The following is a 19,081-nucleotide window of genomic DNA, read 5'->3' on the forward strand; positions in this document are numbered from 1 at the left end:
GAGAAAGCTAGGGAGATGACGTCCATGACCAGAAAGCAATGGCTATTATCGGGTTGTGTTGCGTTCACAACCCTTATCTCGACCGCTGCTGTCGCCGGTCCGATCGAAAATTACAGCCCGGTGACGCAAACCCGTCTGGAAAATCCCGAACCCGGCAACTGGATGCTGTATCGGCGGACCTATGACGGGCAGGGCTACAGTCCGCTCGAGCAGATCAACACCTCCAACGTCAAGAATCTCACCCCCGTGTGGACCTTCTCCACCGGCGTGATCGAGGGCCATGAGGCGCCGCCGATCGTCAATAACGGTGCGATGTTCATCACCACACCGATGGGCCAGGTGATCGCGCTCAATGCCAAGACCGGCGAAGAATATTGGCGCTACAAGCGGCAGCTACCGGACGATTTGTTCCAGCTGCATCCGACCAACCGCGGCGTCGGCCTGTGGCAGGACAAGCTCTATCTGGCCACGACCGATGATCATCTGGTTGCGCTCGACGCGAAGACGGGCAAGGTGGTCTGGGATACCAAAGTCCAGGACTACAAGAAGGGTCAGTATCTCACTCTGATGCCCCTGGTCGTCGACGGTAAGGTCATCGTCGGCGGCTCCGGCGGCGAGTTCGGTGTCCGTGGCTACGTGGTGGCCTATGACGCCAACAGCGGCAAGGAATTGTGGCGCACCTTCACCATCCCAGCGCCAGGTGAACCCGGCAGCGAGACCTGGACGGGCGACGACTGGAAGACCGGCGGCGGGTCGGCCTGGATGACCGGCAACTACGACAAGGACACCAAGACCATTTATTGGGGTGTTGGTAATGCTGCGCCGTGGCCCGGGGACGCTCACCCCGGGGACAATCTCTTTACAACGTCCGTAGTCGGCCTCGATCCCGAGAGCGGCAAGATCAAGACGCATTTCCAATACCATCCGAACGACTCCTGGGATTGGGACGAGGTGGAGGCGCCGATGCTGGTCGACCTGCAAAGGGATGGTCGGTCCATCAAGAGCCTGATCCATCCGGGACGCAACGCGATCTTCTGGGTGCTGGAACGCAAGCCGGACAAGATCAGCTATGTCGCCGGCTGGCCCTACGTTTACACCGATGTCTGGAAAGGCATTGAGCCTGAGACTGGCAAGCCGATTGTCGACCCGGCGCATAAGCCGGTGGTTGGCAAGCGAGTCGAGTTTTGCCCGTCGCTGTGGGGCGGCAAGGACTGGCCGTCGGCGGCCTACAGCCAGAAGACGCAATATGTCTACGTTCCGGCCAACGAAAACACCTGCGGCGGCTTCTCTGGCGAGAAGGTGGCGCTGGTTCCAGGCCAGCTCTGGCTTGGCACCAAGCCTGAGGATATCGGTCTGACGCTCCGTCCCGACACCAAACACATCGGCGAATTGCAGGCCTGGGATCCCGCAACCGGGAAGAAAGTCTGGTCGTACAGCTTCCCGAAATCACAATTGTTCGGTTCGGTACTGGCAACCGCGGGCGATCTTGTCTTTGCCGGTGGGACCAATGATCGCTACTTCCGCGCCTTCGACGCGAAGAGCGGCGAACTATTATGGGAGCAAAAGACCAACTCCGGCATCATGGGCATGCCGGTTTCCTATGAGGTCGACGGCACGCAATACGTTGCGATCCAGTCCGGCTGGGGCGTCGACGCGCAACGCATCCAGGATGCGCTTGCCACCCAGAACGTTGGGGTGGAAAACAACGTGCCGCAGGGCGGCGTGATTTGGGTGTTCGCCGTCAAGAAATAGCCGCGGGTGGAGCCTCGAGGCGAGAAGCGGCGGACTGAAAGGTCCGCCGCTTGTGTCTCTATTTGCCCTTGGTCTCGACCTTCGCTTTTTCGTCCTCGTTCATCTTCTTCACCGTCGGATCGCGGCTAGCTTCACCCGTGGTCTGGGTCGTCGTGGCCGACGGAGCGTTACTGGGCATAGAGCTTTGCTCAGGCGGATTCTTGGCCGGCCGTGTGGCGGTGGCAGGCGGCGGGTTTGTCTGCGCGCTCGCCGCCTGTGCATTCAAAAGAAGGGCGCCCGCCAATAGCGATACCGCGAGCGCCGTCGCGTTGGGTTTCATTGATCCGTCTCCTGTTCCAGATCAATGAAACGATCTTGACGATCCCCCGTTCCGCCTCACGTCTCAAGCTGCTTGCCGATCGGCAACGCGCGGATGCGCTTGCCGGTCGCTGCGAAGATCGCGTTGATCAGCGCTGGCGCAAAGGGTGGCACGCCCGGCTCGCCGACGCCGCTGGGCGGCGTGTCGGCGCCGGGAGGTACGATGTAGACGTTCGTGACCGCCGGGGACTCGTCGATCCGGATGACCGGGAAGTCGTCATAATTACCCTGCTGCACCTTGCCGTCCTTGAAGGTGATCGCGCCATGTTTGGCGAGGCTCAGGCCCATGATCGCGGCACCCTCGATCTGCGACTGGATCCGCTCGGGGTTGACGTAGGTTCCGCAATCGATCGCGGTATCGACCCGCGGCACGGTGAGCCCGCCCTTGTCGTCGACGGCCACCTCGACGATCGTCGCGATATAGCTGACGAAGCTGCGATGCGCGGCAATGCCGAGCCCGTGTCCCTTGGGGACGGGTCGTTCCCAACCGCCCTTGTCTGCGACCAGTTCGACGACCTTGCGCAGACGCGCGGTATCGATCGGGTAGCTCTCATAGGGCTCGCCATAGTTCCAGAGGTCTTTCACAGAATCGAGTTTGAGAATCCGCGGAGAGCCGATCAGGTCGAGCAACGTGTCCTTTGGATCGCGGTTGGTGGCATGGGCGATTTCGGCGACCATGGACTGCACCGCGAAGGCGCGCGGAATGTTCGATACCGAGCGGAACCAGCCGATGCGTGTATGGGCGACCGCCTCCGGATTCTCGCATTGGACGTTGGCGATCTCGAAGGGCATGTCGACGAGCCCCATGCCAAGTTCGAACGGCGCCTGGTGCACTGTATCGGGAGCAAAGGTCGAGGCGATGCTCGGCGCGACGCTGCGATGCCGCCAGGCCGTGACCTTGCCATTCTTGTCGAGGCCGGCCTCGATGCGTTCAACCGAGACGGTGTGCAGGAAGCCGTTGCGAACGTCGTCTTCGCGCGTCCATTGCACCATGACAGGCGTGCCGAGCTCCTTCGAAAGCAGCGCCGCTTCGATGGCGTAATCGCACTTCGACTTCCGTCCGAAACCACCACCCAGCAGCGTGACGTTGACGGTGACGTTCTCCTGGGGAATGCCGAGCGTCTTGGCGACGTCCTCGCGCGTTCCGCCCGCGCTCTGCATCGGTCCCCAGATCTCGGCTTTGTCGCCCTTGACGTCGGCGACCGCAACCGGCGGCTCCATGGCGACATGGGCGAGATGCGGCAGATAGTATTCACCTACGATCACCTTGTCGGCGCCCTTCAGGGCGGCTTCGACGTCCCCCTCCTTGCGCACCACGAGGCCAGGCTTTCGGGCGGCTTCCTCAAGTTCGGCGCGGTAGCTGACCGACTCGTATTTGCCGTTGGCGCCGTCGTCCCAGACGATCTTCAGGGCGTCGCGGCCCTTGATCGCCGCGCCGGTGTTGCGCGCGATTACCGCGACCCCGCCGAGCGGCTGGAATTTTGAGGGCCACGGCCAGCCCTTGACTTCCATGACCTTCTCGACGCCGGAAACCTTCATCGCCCCTGCCCCGTCGAACGAGGCGACCTTGCCCCCGGTCACCGGCGGGCGAGCAATGACGGCGTATTTCATGCCAGGTAGGCGCACGTCGGCGCCGTAACGAGCCGCGCCCGTCGTGATGTCGTGGAGGTCCACGATCCCGATCTGGCCTTTGCCCAGATAGCGGAAGTCCTTCGGGTCCTTCAGCTTCAGCCCCTCGATACTCGGAACCGGCTGCTTGGCGGCATCGGCGGCCAGGTCGCCAAAGCCAATGCGGCGTCCACTCGCACTGTGGACGACCTCGTGATTGACCGCCTTCACTTCGGTTGCCGGCACATCCCAGCGTTTTGCGGCGGCGGCTTCAAGCATCGTGCGGGCTGAAGCGCCGATCTGACGCATCGGCATCAGGTAGTGACGCGTGCTGCGCGATCCATCGGTATCCTGGTTGCCGAATTTGACCTCGTCGCCATCCGCCTGCTGGACGTGAACGCGCGACCAGTCAGCTTCCATCTCTTCGGCAACGATCATCGGCAGGCTGGTGCGGACGCCGGTTCCCATTTCGGCGCGGTGCGCGACGATCGTGACAATGCCATCGGGTGCGATCGCGACGAACACGCGCGGGTCGACCACGGTGCCGTGCGGCATCTTGCCGGCGCCGGTCTGGTACGCGGCAAAGGCGGGGCGCGACATCACGGGGGCGGCCAGAACGAAGCCGCCCGCTAGCCCGAGGCCCTTCAGGATACTGCGGCGTGAAACGTTGTCGACTTTGATGTATCGCTCAAAGCCACGGAGCTTCTTGGGATTGGTGAGGATGTTCATATCAGACCCCCGTCGATGCGAGATGGACCGCGTTTTCGATGCGCTGGTAGCAGCCGCAGCGGCAGATGTTCCCGGACAGGGATTCGCGGATCTGGTCGTGAGACGGTTTTGGATTATCCATCAACAGCGCCGCCGCCTGCATGATCTGGCCGGCCTGGCAAAAGCCGCATTGCGGCACGTTGAGCTGCCGCCAGGCCTTTTGCACCGGGTGATCTCCTGTCGGATGAAGGCCTTCGATCGTCGTGACCTCCCGGCCGACCACGTCGGAAACCGAGGTGATGCAGGCGAGGACGGCCTGTTTGTCGACGATGACGGTGCATGAGCCGCAGAGGGCCTGGCCGCAGCCGAACTTGGTGCCCGTCAGGCCTACCTCATCACGGATAAACCACAGTAACGGAAGATCAGGATCGCCATCCCAGCTCAATTCCTGGCCATTAACCTTCACCTTGATCATGATCGCCTCTCCCTCAGACAGAGCCGTCATGCGCGTCTCTTCGAGGTGAGCGAGAACATCTATCCTGGGGCACCCCCTTGTACGGTCTCAGGCAAAGCTGACCTCGCTGAGAAACTGCAGACTGCACCGTAGGATCTGATTGATTTCTGTGTGGGCCCATCCTCCTGTTTTGCTTTCGTTTTGTTCAAGGTATGGACGCGTGAGAAGATACCACAAATCGGGGCCAATAGAGTTCACAACGCCTTGTTTGCTCTTGTATTTAGCGAGGCTGGCTTCTTCGAACGGCGCGCTTTTGGTCAAGATCCCTTACGCAGTAGCCCACACGAGCCGAGATTTTTTCAAAGAGTTGGCTTCGCTGCTGGAGGAGTTGGCAATAGGTGTAACTCTGCGATAGGCGCATTGGGCGTCTACCATTGCCCGTTCGAGCGACGCTTCGGATATGCCTGCAACGATAACCTCACAAGATCATCCCGCACGAGAAGCGGCTCGCCGATCGAGCCTGCTTTGGGATGAACCTATCTGTCGCGGAGAGGCGCTCGCCCGCGGCAAGGCGCAGATGGACGAAGAAACCATGGGCGTGCGTGATGAGATCGGCTTCCTGACGATCCATCAACGTTATGCCGATCGCTTTTTTCCCGGCACATCGGTGCTGTATAGCCTGGCCTGGTTTGCGCGCCACACAGAGCGCCGCGGCGCCTTGGCCGCGGGCTATGATTAACTTGTCATCTGACCGACATCAGCTCAGGAAGACGCAATCACACATTACGGATGCTTATTGAGGAACTTGCGATATCGCCTCACATTTGCCTCGCGAGTCCATCGCGAATGACTCTGCGCGCGTGAGGCTTGCATCGACCTATGCCGTCTCGTCGTCGCTTGCCTGCCGATCAAACGCTGCGACTCGTCGAGCGTAATGCAATCGAGCCTGCTGAAACGAGGCAGCCGCATCGCCAATCCCCCACGTGGCGGCGGGTCATTCTCGTCGTCCGGCTGCTTCAGCGCCCCCAGAATATCGTCCAGATGAAACCTGTGTGGAATACCCGGGACTTCGCGCAAGGCCGGATGGGATTCGACAACATACATATCCGACGCCCACGACGGGAGGATTGCTCGCTTCTCATCTGTCGAGAGTTTGGCATCGCTCAACACATCGTGCGGTGACGCGTAGTGCGATACCGAATGGAAGACGGGCTCAACATCCTTGATGGTGCGATCGACCTGGCTCATCTCTTGTCTCCTTGTTGCTCCTCTCTTGGAGAGACGGGTTGAGTCTGGGGACAAAGGCGGCGACAATGACGTAGCCGCCTTCGAGGCTTAGGCCGCCTTCTGCATGATTTGCGAGCTAGAAGCGCCAGCGCCGATTGCGATGCGCCGGGGCTTCATGGTCTCGGGGATTTCGCGAACAAGCTCGATCCGAAGCAAACCGTTGTCGAAGGTCGCAGTCTTCACCTGGACGTAGTCGGCAAGATTAAACTGCCGCTTGAAGGGCCGAGCCGAGATGCCTTGGTAGAGATATTGGTGTTGGTCCTTATCGCCCTTGCGGCTCTCCACGGTCAGCACATTCTGCTCGGCAGTCACCGCGATCTCATCCGGGTTGAAGCCAGCCAGCGCCAGCGAGATCTGATACCGATCTTCACCAAGTCGCTCGATATTGTAGGGCGGGTAGTTGTCCTCGGTCCGGTGCTGGGTTTCGTCGAGGAGATCGAAAAGACGGTCGAAGCCGATGGTCGAGCGCCACAGGGGAGCGAAATCATAAGTCCTCATCCAGGTCCTCCGTAAGAGCAAGATGGGTACGAAGGAGCGCAAGACACCTGTCTGGCGCCCTGTTCAGTCCGCCGGACCCGAAGCTGGCGCCCGGCACCGCCGCAGGCGGCAAAGGTCGAATTAGAAGAGCCGGATTGGATTTCAAGAGCATGTCCAAAAATTTTTAGCTCGATTTTCCCACGGCCAATTCTCGGTTGCAGCCCATGCAGCGAGGCCCTGCAGCGAGATCCTGCAGCTTGGCTTCCGCGTCGCCAAGCAGGAGCATCAGCCGGCGCAGCGTGCGGTCAAATCTACCAGCTCCGTACGGCCGCACCGGCAGTTTCATCGTTTCGGCTGATCGATCCTTAACGTGCCGCCCCCATCGAAAGGAAGGGGCCGCGCACCGTTGAACAACTGATCCCAGACATCTGCACCGGCCGCTGATCGGAGCCGGCCTGCAATCTCATCGGATTTGCTGCGGTGTGGTGCTCGTCAGGGCCGTCCTTGAAAAGTCGTGACGCCCTCCTATGATTCTTACTGTTGATTGCGTGGAGGTGCGGAAAAGCCGTCACACACTGCAAGCTTGTTCTGCGGACCGAAGGAGTAAAACAGTCTGGTACGGCGAGACGGAGAGCTCTGCTTACGGTTGCGAGGGCCCCGTTTGTCCAGGCGTCGAAGATGCGGGCGAAGTTCGGGAGAGCTTTGAATGAATGACACGAAGCGCCGATCTAGCTTTGCGGGTGCGGCAGACCTTATCGCGCATGCTGAGGTGGCGACCCACCATCTCAAAGACCTGTGTTCAGCTTGCGCGAATGGTGACAAGGCCGCTGCGCAATCAGCGCTCCGTCGAGCGATCAGCGAGCTCGAAGTCGCGCGAGCCATGTTACGGACCGGAGGTGAGTGACAGACCAATATGCGGCAACTCACGATGAGGCAATGATGACCGCGAAAGTCCACGATGCACTGACGGAGGCTCTAGATTGCGTGAAGGAAGGCGGTCTTATCCGCAAGTATAGTCTCGTCTGGAGTGGCCGGAGCGAGGCGCCGCGCATCATTGTCTGGAAAGGGACCGACGCTACAGATGAAGAGCTGCGGCGCTCGCTTGCGGAATCCCTTGCCGGCCTTGCAGCAGAATCGCAGGTTACCATCGAGAAAAATTAAGATGGACTATCTTTGCTTCCCGCCGCTTTTCCAGTCGCTGCAATCATTACAGGAGAAGGCATCCGTTTTGCGCGAAGCATCCAGTCGATCTCGGCCGAAAGTTCTCTGGACGAGTACGCCTTACTAAACAGGAGTTCGCTGCTCCCACGCTTGCTGGCCGTGTCTATGAAGTCTAGATAACTACTGCAAAAGAGAATTGCAATCCAGGCCGGCGTTGCTGCAGTTGCAATCCAATGTGGGGCCCGGATGCGGCCGGCATCGCCCCGTCAACGATTGCCAGATCCGCTCCTAGCGATTGCCGTGAGCGCTCTGAGCGTCCTCAAGCCATAATGGGCCTACATCCGAGGTCATCAAGCGAGCCACGCGTGGTCTCCAGCACGCTGGTACCGTGATCAACCACGAGTATGACCTCTGTTGCTCCGGCACGTGCCCCATTTCGGAACCAGTTAAGCGGGCACGCACGGTCGCACGCGGGTTTGGCTCCGTCCGATCGGCGGAAGCCTTTCGGTAGGAATTCCCCCGTCTGTCAACTCGCAGTTAGAACGATGGTCAGCGCCGGAGAAGGGAAAACTGGACTTTGAAGGAGAGAGCTCTTTGGCGGCGTTCACGTTCCACTTGGAGCAAATTGCTTGCTTGAACGTTTACGGCGAGGTCGCTCTCTCACATACCTGATCTTGCCCAGCTGGCGGAGAGCGCATCTGTTCGAAACGTCTCAGCAGTTAGAACATGGCTTGGAATCAGTTTGTCGGCATTACTATGCTGCTCTATGCGCTGACGAACCCGGTCGGAGCGATCCCGATTTTTCTGGCGATGACGCGCAAAGTGGAACGCCTAAAGATACATCGCATCATCATTCTGGCCTCCGTCGCCGTCGCAGTTTTCTTCGTGGGCTCGGCGCTGCTCGGCAAGCAGATCTTAAATTTCTTCAATGTCGGCCTCGATGACTTCCGCATCGCAGGCGGCCTGCTGGCGCTGATGATCGCGTTCGAGATGTTTCAGGCCCAGTATGGAAGATTCATACAGGTGGCTGATGAGACGGCTCGCGACGAAGTGGATATCCATGGGCTGGCGATCACGCCCTTTGCTTTTCCGCTGCTCGTGGGGCCGGCCGAGCTGAGCATCATGATCACTCTTTCCAACGACAATCCCGGATGGCTTCCCAAAGCACTGCTTTCATTTGCCTCGGTGCTCGCAGCCTTCCTGATTGGACTGACGCTTTGGATGGCCACAGCAATCGAGCGCTTCCTAGGTAGAACCGGCATCAACGTTGTGACCCGCCTGATGGCGCTTATCGTCGCCGCGATCGGCGTGAATTTCATCATGACAGGCATCAAGAGTGATTTCCCGGGATTGGCGGGCTATTAAAGAGAGCCCTCGAGCAAATCCGCACTCAGAAGTCTGACGACGTCGGGCCCTAAGCGGGCTTGCCGGCGGCCGCACGCCAAATTAAATTTTATTGCAAAATCAATATCTTATGTAGCATTCAGTAAGCGCTTAAGTTGATTAGCACTCGCCTCTTGACAGTGCCACTCGTCGTCCCAAATCAAAGCTTCGAGGGGCGACCATGATGCCTTTCTCGCCCCGTCCACAAATACATGGGGTTGCAAACATGATCATGGGATTTGCTGATCCGTTCGACACACTGCTCGACCTGCAACGTTCTCTTGAGGCGACGTTGGCCAGCGACTGGCTGCAAGATCTCACCACCAGCCGCGGACCGTTCCCGCCGATCAACGTTTTCCAGCAAGGCGACGACATCCTGGCCATCGTTGAGCTGCCGGGTGTCAGCAAGAACAATTTACAGATCGAGGCTAAGGAAAACGCCATCCGTATCCTCGGCAAGAAGAAAGTCGACTATCCCGAGGAGGCGAGCCTGCATCGACGCGAGCGCGTCTCGGGCGAGTTCGATCGAACGCTGTCCGTGCCCGTGCAGATCGAGCCGGATGGCATCAAGGCGGAATATCGGGACGGCATCCTGGCGCTATTCCTGCCGCGCGCGGAAAGCGACAAGCCACGCACCATCAAGATAACCTGACGGCAATCTGTCGCCACTGGTCGGCAGTGCAGCAGCTTTGAGGAGACACAATCATGGCTTCTAAGAAGGAACTGCAGGTCACCCAAAAGCGGGAGTTGGAGAACAAGGAGGAGACCACCGTACCGGCGCGGATATTCGTGCCGAACGCGGACATCTATGAGACCAAGGATGGGCTCAACGTGCTTCTCGAGATGCCGGGTGTCGACAAGAATAGCGTCGACGTCCGAGTGGAGGACGACGTGCTCAAGGTCGACGGAAAGCTTGATTTCTCCAAGTACCGGGGCCTACAGCCGCTGTACACTGAGTACAATGTCGGCCACTTTTCGCGAAGTTTCCGGCTTTTCGGCAAGATCGATCAGAGCAAGATCGCAGCCGAGCTCAAGGACGGCGTGCTGTCGCTCATGCTCCCGTTGGCAGAGAAAGCGAAGCCGCGAGCCATTCAGGTCAGCTGAAGCGGCGGGTGAGCGGGCTAAGCTCGGACGGCTCACGACCCGTCGACGTTCGGCGATCGTGCGTGGTTCCGGCGAAGGCTCGGAAACCGAGATCGAATTCGATGGCGTCCGATACCGGGTCATGAAGGAGGCAGAGGTCGTCGGCGTGGTGACCCGTGCTGACCTAAGGTTCGGTCGAAACAAAGAGGTGACTGGTCACGGGCGTGCCCTCTGAGGTCGCGCAGGGTTTTCGGGAGGAATGATCATGAGTGCAAAGGAGGTACGATTTTCGACTGATGCCCGAGACAAAATGCTCCGTGGCGTCGACATTCTAGCCAACGCCGTCAAAGTAACTCTGGGACCGAAAGGTCGCAATGTCGTGCTTGAAAAGAGCTTTGGTGCGCCTCGCATTACCAAGGACGGCGTAACGGTAGCGAAGGAAATCGAACTCGAGGACAAGTTCGAGAACATGGGAGCGCAAATGGTCCGCGAGGTCGCCTCGAAGACCTCCGATCAGGCAGGCGATGGCACGACTACGGCTACCGTTCTTGCACATGCAATTGTCCGTGAAGGCGCCAAGGCGGTCGCAGCGGGCATGAATCCTATGGATCTTAAGCGGGGTATTGATCTGGCGGTCGATGCGGTCGTCGATGAACTCAAGAAGAATACAAAGAAGCTAACTTCAAATGACGAAATTGCGCAGATCGCTACGATCTCTGCCAATGGTGACAAGGAGATCGGACGCTTCCTCGCCGATGCAATGAAGAAGGTTGGCAACGAGGGGGTGATCACGATCGAGGAAGCCAAGAGCCTCAACACCGAGCTCGAAGTCGTCGAAGGCATGCAGTTCGACCGCGGCTACATCTCGCCCTATTTTGTCACCAATGCGGAGAAGATGCGGGTTGAACTGGACGATCCATACATCTTCATCCATGAAAAGAAGCTCTCGGCGTTGCAACCGATGCTGCCGTTGCTGGAAGCGGTCGTGCAGAGCGGCAAGCCCTTGCTTATGATCGCCGAAGACGTGGAAGGTGAGGCGCTTGCCACGCTTGTCGTGAACAGGCTGCGGGCCGGATTGAAGGTCGCGGCTGTCAAGGCACCAGGATTCGGTGACCGGCGCAAAGCCATGTTGCAGGACATCGCGATCCTCACTGGCGGCAATTTCATATCCGAGGAACTTGGCATGAAGCTGGAAAATGTCACGCTCCCCATGCTGGGACGCGCCAAGAAGGTCACCATCGACAAGGACAGCACGACCATCGTCAGCGGCGCTGGCAAGAAGTCGGAGATCGAGGCGCGCATTAAACAGATCAGAACCGAAATCGAAGAGACCACTTCGGACTATGATCGGGAAAAGCTGCAGGAACGGCTGGCGAAGCTTTCCGGCGGCGTTGCCGTCATCCGGGTCGGGGGTGCGACCGAAGTCGAGGTCAAGGAGCGGAAAGACCGTGTCGACGACGCCATGCATGCGACGCGCGCCGCCGTCGAAGAAGGTATCCTTCCTGGCGGCGGAGTGGCGCTGCTGCGGGCCACAGCGGCGCTTGCGAAACTCAAGCCCGCAAACGACGATCAGCGACACGGCCTGGAAAGCGTCAAGCGGGCGCTCACCTGGCCAGCGCGGCAGATCGCGGAAAATGCGGGAGAAGATGGATCAATCGTGGTCGGAAAGGTGCTCGAGACCAAGGACTATGCCTGGGGTTTCGATGCGCAGACGTCAGAATACGGCAATCTGTTCGCGAAAGGCATCATCGACCCGACCAAGGTCGTAAGGTCGGCGCTGCAGGACGCAGCTTCAATCGCCGGGCTCTTAATCACGACAGAGGCCATGGTCGCCGAAACGCCCCAGAAGAAGAATGGAGGCGGCCAAACCATCCCTGCGGGTCCCGGCGCAATGGACTTCTGAGGGCACATCAGAAGATTCCGAGAAGGGCGAACACCGCAATCTCACCGAGAAAGGCGAGGGTCATACAAGTCCGCATTCGACCTCCTACACAAGCTGTGCGAAGCAATGGCTGAGGAATTGAAGGGGGGCGTCATCGGTGACGAGGGCAAAACGGCTCAAGTAGATGGCGGCTATTTTGGAGGTTATGTAAAACCAGCAAACCAGAAAGAATATCGCCGCGACCGCCGATATGCCCGCAATCAGAATGGGAAACGGAAGGTTGTCGTCGTCGTCCGTGAGCGCGGCGGCAATTCTGTGCCAGCAGTGTTTGGCTCTGAAAGCCAAGCCGCCGCTTTCATGCGGGCCCGCATTGCGAAGGGGACTGTCGTTCATGCCGACGAAGCCGCTTCTTGGGATGATTACACGAACGTTTTGAAATGAAACGAATCAACCACCAAGAGCCTACTCCTTGGACGGCGCATGCGCCAATCGGGCTGAGGAGTATTTCAGCGGTCCGCGTCGTGCTGAGATTGGGTATCCACCATTATATTGCTGGCGCGTACCTGTTCCGATATCTGCCCGCCTAGCTCGATATGGAGCCGTTCAAGGGTATTGATGGCCGGTCGGGTGTGAGGGTCTTTCGTCGGTCTGCCGCGCATTGCCGCATCCTATCGAATAGGATAGCTAACGGATATGACCCGAAGTCAAGGCCGGCCTATCATATTTGTTAGCTCACGGAATCGATAGGAGGTGCCATGGTCCTGCCCAAGGCGGAAGAGGAATGGGGGCAACGAGCCAGTGCCTTCCTCAAAGCGGAAATGAAGAAGGCCGACGTGACCTATGCGGACTTGGCCAAGCGGCTGAAAAAGTATGGTCTGAAGGATGAGACCGAGGCCGGGATCACCATGAAACTCAAACGGGGATCGTTTACTGCCATCTTCTTCCTTGCGTGCGTTGCAGCGCTAGAGCTTGAGCAAGTGGTGCTAGAGGAGATTTGACCGCAAAAACCGGCACCTTAGCGCCTTGAGGCGTTTTCAGATCGTTCCGCGATCGAGACGAAACATATTGCTGGTGCTCGCACGGAATAGAGCGCAGGTTTGCCTCCCGGACGGCCTTTCGGCATCTATCAGTGACGAGATCGCTGTCAGTCACCGCGCTCCCGCCTCGCCCAAGTAAAGCAAGTGGAGTGCGCAATGCCTGAACTGCCACGTTTCGAATCCCATTCGGTCCCGGCACGCATTTGCCTTGGCATTGCGGCTTTCAGTACTGCCATGCTCGTCCTCATTACCCTCGTGGCGTTTACGCCATAATACCGGAGAAGTACGAGTTTGCTTCACCCGGACTCGACTTCTCTGATGGGCGGCACTTTGGTGACTCTGGATCTGAAGTCGGGTCTCCGAGCGCATTCCATCGATGATTAGCGAATTTATGCCACGTGCAATGGTAACGCGCCGAGCGTTTCCTGCCGATGCCGCATCTTCATGAAGGCGACGGATGCAGAGCTGAATCGCCGAAGCCGCAGCGTTGGAGAGCAACTGCAGTTATCCGACCAGAAAGAGGACGAAACGAGAGCTAAATCGCTGCTCTCGCTACAAAAATGAGCGCTCACAAACCGGACAAGGAACCGGCAAAATCAGCGGTCCCAGACCGAGGCGAAAGCACCGGCCTGATGGAACCGATGCTCGTCTCCGAAAGCTCGGGACGCCGAACCCAGCTCGCCGACTCTTGGCCGAACCGGCGGCAAAGTCGGCCGCTTTCAGTCGCCTGCTTTCGATTCACCCGTTTGTGGATGGAAATGGCCGCGTTGCGCGGCTCATGCCCTATGTTATGTATGGGGAAACGCTCGACACCGGCGGCCTTTGGTCCTTCCCGCGCGCCCTTGCCCGCAGAGAGACCGCCTACAAGCAACACCTTACTGCCTGTGACATGCAGCGCCGCAACGATCCCAACGGTCGCGGTACGCTAAGTGAAGAAGCATTGGCGGAATTTGCAATCTTCTTTCTGCAGACCTGCATCGATCAGGTCGCGATCATGCAAGGACTCGCGCAACCCGATCAGCTCCGCAACCGCATCCTGATCTGGGCCGAAGAAGAAACCCGTGCCGACCGCTCGCGGCGGATATCGAGTCGGACTACGCGATCGTCTGGCATCGGCTTCGCGCCACGCAGCGCCTCGCCGTAGGTCTGCGAGCAGGATAAGCTAAGGCGCCCCGCCGCATAGGCTACCGGCCGCAAGGCTGCCACTGCTGACCATCCGATAGGACGTCGTGCGGCTCACCTTCAGAATGTCGGTGATCCAAAGTCACTTCGGCGCTCTCGGCTCGACAGCATGCCCGACGGGAGGTCGATGACGTAGGCCCGGAGGCAATGTCGTCCCGTCCGAGCGCCAGCAGCTACGCTGCGTCTTCGTCAGCTTTTCGAAAGCTTGCTTTGGTAGGACGTCTGTTCAGGTGAGCTAGGACGCGAGGCTACGTGGACCCGCACAATTGTGACCCATCAAATGTAACAGTTTGGTCGCAGGCGCAGCATGCCACCTCGGAAGAGCAGCAAGAGGGGTCGGCGAGGCAAAAGGCGTTTGAGCCGTTCTTGGCGACGGCCTCCCAGCCAGCACCGGTACCTGTCCTCAGTCTTAAGAAGATCGGCACCGAATTGATGACGCGACTATAATGCTGCGGCTCGGAATCATTAAAAGGGGCACATTAAAGCCGTATACCACCGAACTTCACCGATCGCGGGCATGTTCTCCGCTTTCGACGTCAAGCGTTCGATCTGCGCAATCATCAATCCTATCGCTCACGTCAACGATTCTAATAACCGAATGACGAAGGCGCCGTTGATTAATCTTCGCGTTTGCTGCGAGCCGGCTGCTCGCGTCGATTCCGCCCAGGGCCCCTTAGAGGACGACGAGAGTTTCATTGAAATGATGACTCGTGCCAATAGGCGCAGCGAGACCGCCCTTGACCAGCATTGCCCTGCTCTTCGCAGATTCTCCGAGGCGCTTATTCTAGAGGGCCAGACGATATCTGGACTGGACCACGACTCGCGGGTCAGGTCCGCGAGGAGGCTGTTCCCGCGCGACAAGAATCTCATCTCCGCGTTAAATTCGTTTCGTGCTGCAGAGCTCTGCGCTAAATTTGGTTCGTGATGCGGAGCGCGCCTTTCGGTCCAGGCGCTTCGGGCGGGCAGCTGAGCATTGCAGCCTTGGCGGAGTTGACTTCTATAGTCATTTGCACGACTTCGCTCGGGCTGGGCGGCACAGCACGTGACCACCTATTGCATTCAAGAGCATGTCGCTCTGATCGAAACTCGCTATTGCCGTGGCGTTGGCAATTAACCTACCGTCCGACCTAGCCGGCGGCGATCGGCTCGCTCTGTCCGAAATCAGATGACGGACGATATTCAGGTACGGCGCATCGGCGCCGACGAAGTGGATAAGCGTTTGGAGCGTTTCGCCGACATCCTCATTGACTGCGTCGCCAACGGCGACTCGGTCAGCTTTCTGCCACCGCTAACTCGACGACGTGCGCTGGTGTATTGGCGTAGCGTCGCGGACGCGGTCGTTTGCAATGGATGCGCGTTATTAGCTGCGGAAGATGGCGTAGGTGAGATTGTTGGCACAATCCAGATGGTACCTGCAGCGTCTGAGAACCAATTGCATAGCGCTCGGGTCGTCAAAGTCCTGGTTGAAAGAAGTGCACGCCGTCGCGGCATCGGTCGCCGGCTGCTCTCGGCTGTCAGCGAGTTAGCACGAAAGGAGGGAAAGACGTTGTTGACGCTCAGCACTACCACAGGTTCTGCTGCCGAGCGTCTTTACGCCAGCGAGGGATGGCAGCGGGTGGGTATCATACCCGGGTGTGTGCTCGCCCCTGACGGAACATATCGCTCGGCGACCTTCTTCTACAAGCATCTGTGACACTGCGTAGCTGGGTTCGCGCTCGCTATTCACAGACAAGATCTGTCGGGCATCGTCCTGTTAAATCATCATCGTCGGGCAGCATCGCTGACATTGCAGCTTTGTTTTATGGTTTTGTGAACAACAACGACTTGGGCTCGACGATCGGGACAGTAGCGTCGATTTTCAGCTCTGGTTCTCATTCTACTTCCATAGCGCAGCGGCCGCGGAGGTTGAAGCAATCCCTACCAATGCGCTTGACATACTGACCAGCTCCTAACGACCTCGTCTTGAGGTTTCAAGGTGGTGTTATGTCGCCGCAACCTCAATATGGGAGGCGAAGGCGATAAGCCAACCATGGAACGAGCTTCAGAAGCCATCGGACTATTTTGCTGCTCGAGCAGCCGTTGCATGAAGTGTGCGAGCCAGGCGAACGATCGCAATAAACTTTCGTATCGCTACGTGCCCCCCTTGATGTGCCCAATCCTTACCAAGGTTCGATTGAGCCGCGGATCACGATCCTCTTAGCTGCATGTGCGGCTGGCCACAGCGACATCTCATTCGTCTTCGCCGGCCTCGTCAACTGATAGCTAATCAGGAGGTCGCGAATTCTATTTTTCGTCGGAATGGCAGCCTTCGCCGAGACGTGGATGGAGATACTGATGGAACCATTTGAGCTGGCGTGGTGCGAGTTCGAATACCAATGGGCTGTCAGATGCCTCGAAGAGAGGGAGAACGGGGTGGACGACGTCTGATCCCGGAGCGTGGAGATTCAGCTGTTCTAATCCGTCATGCGGGAGGACCTATGGGCCAACCACTCTATGGCGGCGCAAGCCATGCACGCCACGAGCGGCGATACAGCGATCGAAAGCTCGTTCAAAAGAATTAAAGACTAGCCAATACGGTCCCGATCAGAAGACGATCACCAAGCAGCGTAAAGGCGGCCTCGTGCACGATGCACCGATGGGCTGCAAGACCGTCCGCTCGATTGCGGAAGAGGCAATCGTCGTTGCGTTCCGCAAGAACACCTTGTGAACTGCAAATTCATCGAGAAGACAGTGCTTGCGCCGGCAATTTCTTGCCCTGACTTGATCAGAACTTGGGCCTGACTGATGAGGCTGCGCAAATCTATATGCGCGTCGCAACAGAGTTATGACCAAATTCAAAGCGACGCTCGGTATTTAAGCTTCAACGCGCTTCTCGCCAGGTCGCAGGTTATCAGCAGTGCACGAGCGAGCAGAAAAACGCCCGTTAAGGGAAAGAAAGCGGCGGCTCGAGTGCTGAACGGGCGGCTTTTGTTATACGGACCTCGTGGGCGCGACGCGCTTTGCCCAACGGCCAGCAACACCTCCAAGATAAGCCGGCGCGAAGGGCTACACAGCGGAGCCAGGGTTAGTCGCCTGCCTTATCTTCCACTCCATCAGCCGCACGGTTTTCTCTCCGACCGGATCAAGGAACGCGCGAACGAGCTAGGGGTGACTGCTGAGGAGAGGCCCGTCCACTTCATTCGGCCGCGAATATGCCACCCCGATTACATTCTTAGAAATAAGTAACTCGAGCAAAAACGTGCGATTTGCCTTGGACACGTGTCCCGATCGCGTAAAGATATCAATTTCCACGTCCTGGAAGTCAAGAAACTGGCGATCCATTGGAAAACACGCCTTATACACTGCCTCCTTCAAAACGAAGAGATCCCGCCGCTTGAGCGTGTGTAGATCGTACATTCGCTGCTCATGAGGAGTGGCAATCAATTCGATCAGGTTCTCCGGCAGAGGTTCATTAGGCTCAATGTCGACGCCGAGAGCTGCAATGCTTTTCGTTCCTGCAATAGCGGCGGCGGCTACCGTATCGTGGTGCGCCAAAGATCCGACCACGCCGGCTGGCCAGATCGGAACACCAGAGCGCGTCTTCAAGATTGCTCTCGGTGGGAATCCCAATTGCCCAAGAAGTGTTCGGGCAGCTACTCTTGCGGCAGCGCTTTCGCGGCGGACTTTGGGAACGGCGCGTCCCATAGACATAACTTCGGAAGCGTACAGGGTGGATTCGTCGCAGCGTTCTATCGGACGGATGCCGACCATGATGTTCTGTTGATCAATTGTAACAATCTCCATTATTTGGTCCCGCTAGCCTTTCGAACATTTTAGTGTCGATCAGAGGGACGACGGTCGCCCACACGTCGACCGCTTCTGACCTGCGCCTTTGATCCGGGGGCAGTTAGAGTCTCGGGAGTTTTGCAGAGACCGAAGTCTGGCACCGAGCCGCTTTCCGACTTGTGGAGTATTTGGGGCTCGAGACTGAGCTTCGAACCCAAGTTTTTCGAGACAAAGTTCTTGCCTATTTAACAGTCCCGCTTAGCGCCCTTGAAATGGCCCGAGCCAGAATTTGCCGGTTTTCTGGATTGCTGACCATTGTCGTGTGGTTGCCCGGCATCGGTACCGCATGAATGGCCCCGGCATCCAAAACCAAGTCCCAACCCTTGTTTGGCGAGTTTGCCTTGCGATGCAGTTGTTCATCAGGTGATAGCCCAGGGCTGACAAGAAGCTCACTGGCATAAAACTGATGTATCTCAATCGGGAGCGACGGAACTCTGTACGATTGTAGCGCCTGGTGAAATCTCGCGGCCCTTTGATACATCGAAACGTCGCTGTGGAGATCGTGATCTGGAGGTAACGCTCCTATTTGCTGCGCCTTTTCGAGCAACTCAGAAATGGAACATTGCTCCCATCGTTCGATAACCTCGCCGTATTGATCGCGCGAGATTCCACAACGCTCCAAAACAAACTCTCGAGCCAAATTGATATGTGATGCGTTTGAAGTATCTGCAGGTGAACTAACGTCGATGAACGCCATGAATGATACAACTTCGTCGATGCGCAGTAATTGCTCGGCAATTGCATAAGCCAGGACTGCACCTGATGAGTATCCAGCAAAGCGGTATGGGCCCCGTGGCTGGATCTCTTTAATAAGTCGGAGGCCAAGCGGTCTTAGGAAGACAACTATAACACTCAACTCCTTGGCTCACAGAACGACATGGCTAC

18 protein-coding genes are annotated in these 19,081 nt (G+C 58.1%); 11 read left to right on the forward strand and 7 right to left on the reverse strand.

Annotated features, from left to right (window positions below):
- Window positions 1–24 precede the first annotated feature (24 nt).
- A complete protein-coding gene (locus Q2M23_RS22290) occupies window positions 25–1,752 on the forward strand; it encodes a methanol/ethanol family PQQ-dependent dehydrogenase (RefSeq protein WP_316397062.1) in 1,728 nt (575 codons plus the stop codon).
- Between the two features lie 58 nt (window positions 1,753–1,810).
- Here Q2M23_RS22290 and Q2M23_RS22295 read toward each other — a convergent pair whose 3' ends face one another.
- From Q2M23_RS22295 to Q2M23_RS22305, 3 genes are read right to left on the reverse strand one after another with little or no spacing between them, the layout of a single operon-like run.
- On the reverse strand, window positions 1,811–2,071 hold the full coding sequence (locus tag Q2M23_RS22295) for a hypothetical protein (RefSeq protein WP_316397063.1): 261 nt from the start codon (window positions 2,069–2,071) through the stop codon (window positions 1,811–1,813).
- 56 nt (window positions 2,072–2,127) lie between these two features.
- Window positions 2,128–4,446 (reverse strand): xanthine dehydrogenase family protein molybdopterin-binding subunit, encoded by a 2,319-nt coding sequence (locus Q2M23_RS22300; protein WP_316397064.1) that lies wholly within the window; start codon window positions 4,444–4,446, stop codon window positions 2,128–2,130.
- Between the two features lies 1 nt (window position 4,447).
- Window positions 4,448–4,900: a (2Fe-2S)-binding protein gene (locus tag Q2M23_RS22305; protein ID WP_316397065.1), complete on the reverse strand. Its 453-nt coding sequence runs from the start codon at window positions 4,898–4,900 to the stop codon at window positions 4,448–4,450.
- A gap of 556 nt (window positions 4,901–5,456) precedes the next feature.
- On the opposite strand from Q2M23_RS22305, the gene Q2M23_RS22310 reads away from it, so the two are divergent.
- Window positions 5,457–5,618, forward strand: a complete 162-nt coding sequence (locus Q2M23_RS22310; protein ID WP_316397066.1) for a hypothetical protein — start codon at window positions 5,457–5,459, stop codon at window positions 5,616–5,618.
- A 44-nt stretch (window positions 5,619–5,662) separates the two neighbouring features.
- Here Q2M23_RS22310 and Q2M23_RS22315 read toward each other — a convergent pair whose 3' ends face one another.
- The gene (locus Q2M23_RS22315) at window positions 5,663–6,127 is read right to left on the reverse strand and encodes a hypothetical protein (protein WP_316397067.1); all 465 of its coding nucleotides are present in this window, start codon (window positions 6,125–6,127) and stop codon (window positions 5,663–5,665) included.
- Window positions 6,128–6,214: 87 nt separating this feature from the next.
- Window positions 6,215–6,664 carry an Hsp20 family protein gene (locus Q2M23_RS22320; RefSeq protein WP_316397068.1) on the reverse strand — a complete coding sequence of 150 codons (450 nt, stop codon included), beginning with the start codon at window positions 6,662–6,664 and terminating at the stop codon, window positions 6,215–6,217.
- A 918-nt stretch (window positions 6,665–7,582) separates the two neighbouring features.
- Between Q2M23_RS22320 and Q2M23_RS22325 the strand changes: the two genes are divergently transcribed.
- The 9 genes from Q2M23_RS22325 to Q2M23_RS22365 all read left to right on the forward strand — a co-directional run bounded on the left by Q2M23_RS22325 (window position 7,583) and on the right by Q2M23_RS22365 (window position 16,064).
- On the forward strand, window positions 7,583–7,804 hold the full coding sequence (locus Q2M23_RS22325) for a hypothetical protein (protein ID WP_092090666.1): 222 nt from the start codon (window positions 7,583–7,585) through the stop codon (window positions 7,802–7,804).
- A gap of 726 nt (window positions 7,805–8,530) precedes the next feature.
- Window positions 8,531–9,169 carry a MarC family protein gene (locus Q2M23_RS22330; RefSeq protein WP_316397069.1) on the forward strand — a complete coding sequence of 213 codons (639 nt, stop codon included), beginning with the start codon at window positions 8,531–8,533 and terminating at the stop codon, window positions 9,167–9,169.
- Window positions 9,170–9,413: 244 nt separating this feature from the next.
- On the forward strand, window positions 9,414–9,839 hold the full coding sequence (locus Q2M23_RS22335) for an Hsp20/alpha crystallin family protein (protein WP_316397070.1): 426 nt from the start codon (window positions 9,414–9,416) through the stop codon (window positions 9,837–9,839).
- 53 nt (window positions 9,840–9,892) lie between these two features.
- Window positions 9,893–10,291: an Hsp20/alpha crystallin family protein gene (locus tag Q2M23_RS22340; protein ID WP_316397071.1), complete on the forward strand. Its 399-nt coding sequence runs from the start codon at window positions 9,893–9,895 to the stop codon at window positions 10,289–10,291.
- Window positions 10,292–10,535: 244 nt separating this feature from the next.
- Complete coding sequence (gene groL, locus Q2M23_RS22345) at window positions 10,536–12,173, forward strand: chaperonin GroEL (protein WP_316397072.1); 1,638 nt, start codon at window positions 10,536–10,538, stop codon at window positions 12,171–12,173.
- Between the two features lie 105 nt (window positions 12,174–12,278).
- Window positions 12,279–12,593: a transposase gene (locus Q2M23_RS22350; RefSeq protein WP_316397073.1), complete on the forward strand. Its 315-nt coding sequence runs from the start codon at window positions 12,279–12,281 to the stop codon at window positions 12,591–12,593.
- Window positions 12,594–12,907: 314 nt separating this feature from the next.
- Window positions 12,908–13,150, forward strand: coding sequence for a DUF6471 domain-containing protein (locus tag Q2M23_RS22355; RefSeq protein WP_316397074.1), 243 nt, complete (start codon window positions 12,908–12,910; stop codon window positions 13,148–13,150).
- A 727-nt stretch (window positions 13,151–13,877) separates the two neighbouring features.
- Entirely contained in the window at window positions 13,878–14,333 is a 456-nt protein-coding gene (locus Q2M23_RS22360) for a Fic family protein (protein ID WP_316397075.1), read from the forward strand.
- A gap of 1,203 nt (window positions 14,334–15,536) precedes the next feature.
- Window positions 15,537–16,064 (forward strand): GNAT family N-acetyltransferase, encoded by a 528-nt coding sequence (locus Q2M23_RS22365; protein WP_316397076.1) that lies wholly within the window; start codon window positions 15,537–15,539, stop codon window positions 16,062–16,064.
- A 1,448-nt stretch (window positions 16,065–17,512) separates the two neighbouring features.
- Here the strand turns inward: Q2M23_RS22365 and Q2M23_RS22370 are convergent.
- Both Q2M23_RS22370 and Q2M23_RS22375 read right to left on the reverse strand, forming a co-directional pair.
- Window positions 17,513–18,154 carry a 4'-phosphopantetheinyl transferase gene (locus Q2M23_RS22370; protein WP_316397077.1) on the reverse strand — a complete coding sequence of 214 codons (642 nt, stop codon included), beginning with the start codon at window positions 18,152–18,154 and terminating at the stop codon, window positions 17,513–17,515.
- 223 nt (window positions 18,155–18,377) lie between these two features.
- Window positions 18,378–19,052: a thioesterase domain-containing protein gene (locus Q2M23_RS22375; protein ID WP_316397078.1), complete on the reverse strand. Its 675-nt coding sequence runs from the start codon at window positions 19,050–19,052 to the stop codon at window positions 18,378–18,380.
- Window positions 19,053–19,081: the final 29 nt, after the last annotated feature.

This window comes from Bradyrhizobium sp. 33ap4, assembly GCF_032654765.1.
GTDB lineage: Bacteria > Pseudomonadota > Alphaproteobacteria > Rhizobiales > Xanthobacteraceae > Bradyrhizobium > Bradyrhizobium australafricanum.

Excerpts from the sequence above, each read along its gene's own strand:
- Q2M23_RS22320 (WP_316397068.1), bottom strand. The coding sequence starts at position 6,664 with ATGAGGACTTATGATTTCGCTCCCCTGTGGCGCTCGACCATCGGCTTC.
- Q2M23_RS22365 (WP_316397076.1), top strand. The coding sequence starts at position 15,537 with ATGACGGACGATATTCAGGTACGGCGCATCGGCGCCGACGAAGTGGAT.
- Q2M23_RS22295 (WP_316397063.1), bottom strand. The coding sequence starts at position 2,071 with ATGAAACCCAACGCGACGGCGCTCGCGGTATCGCTATTGGCGGGCGCC.
- Q2M23_RS22340 (WP_316397071.1), top strand. The coding sequence starts at position 9,893 with ATGGCTTCTAAGAAGGAACTGCAGGTCACCCAAAAGCGGGAGTTGGAG.
- Q2M23_RS22335 (WP_316397070.1), top strand. The coding sequence starts at position 9,414 with ATGATCATGGGATTTGCTGATCCGTTCGACACACTGCTCGACCTGCAA.
- Q2M23_RS22315 (WP_316397067.1), bottom strand. The coding sequence starts at position 6,127 with ATGAGCCAGGTCGATCGCACCATCAAGGATGTTGAGCCCGTCTTCCAT.
- Q2M23_RS22350 (WP_316397073.1), top strand. The coding sequence starts at position 12,279 with ATGGCTGAGGAATTGAAGGGGGGCGTCATCGGTGACGAGGGCAAAACG.
- Q2M23_RS22290 (WP_316397062.1), top strand. The coding sequence starts at position 25 with ATGACCAGAAAGCAATGGCTATTATCGGGTTGTGTTGCGTTCACAACC.
- Q2M23_RS22370 (WP_316397077.1), bottom strand. The coding sequence starts at position 18,154 with ATGGAGATTGTTACAATTGATCAACAGAACATCATGGTCGGCATCCGT.
- Q2M23_RS22310 (WP_316397066.1), top strand. The coding sequence starts at position 5,457 with ATGGACGAAGAAACCATGGGCGTGCGTGATGAGATCGGCTTCCTGACG.
- Q2M23_RS22300 (WP_316397064.1), bottom strand. The coding sequence starts at position 4,446 with ATGAACATCCTCACCAATCCCAAGAAGCTCCGTGGCTTTGAGCGATAC.
- Q2M23_RS22305 (WP_316397065.1), bottom strand. The coding sequence starts at position 4,900 with ATGATCAAGGTGAAGGTTAATGGCCAGGAATTGAGCTGGGATGGCGAT.
- groL (WP_316397072.1), top strand. The coding sequence starts at position 10,536 with ATGAGTGCAAAGGAGGTACGATTTTCGACTGATGCCCGAGACAAAATG.
- Q2M23_RS22355 (WP_316397074.1), top strand. The coding sequence starts at position 12,908 with ATGGTCCTGCCCAAGGCGGAAGAGGAATGGGGGCAACGAGCCAGTGCC.
- Q2M23_RS22330 (WP_316397069.1), top strand. The coding sequence starts at position 8,531 with ATGGCTTGGAATCAGTTTGTCGGCATTACTATGCTGCTCTATGCGCTG.
- Q2M23_RS22325 (WP_092090666.1), top strand. The coding sequence starts at position 7,583 with ATGACCGCGAAAGTCCACGATGCACTGACGGAGGCTCTAGATTGCGTG.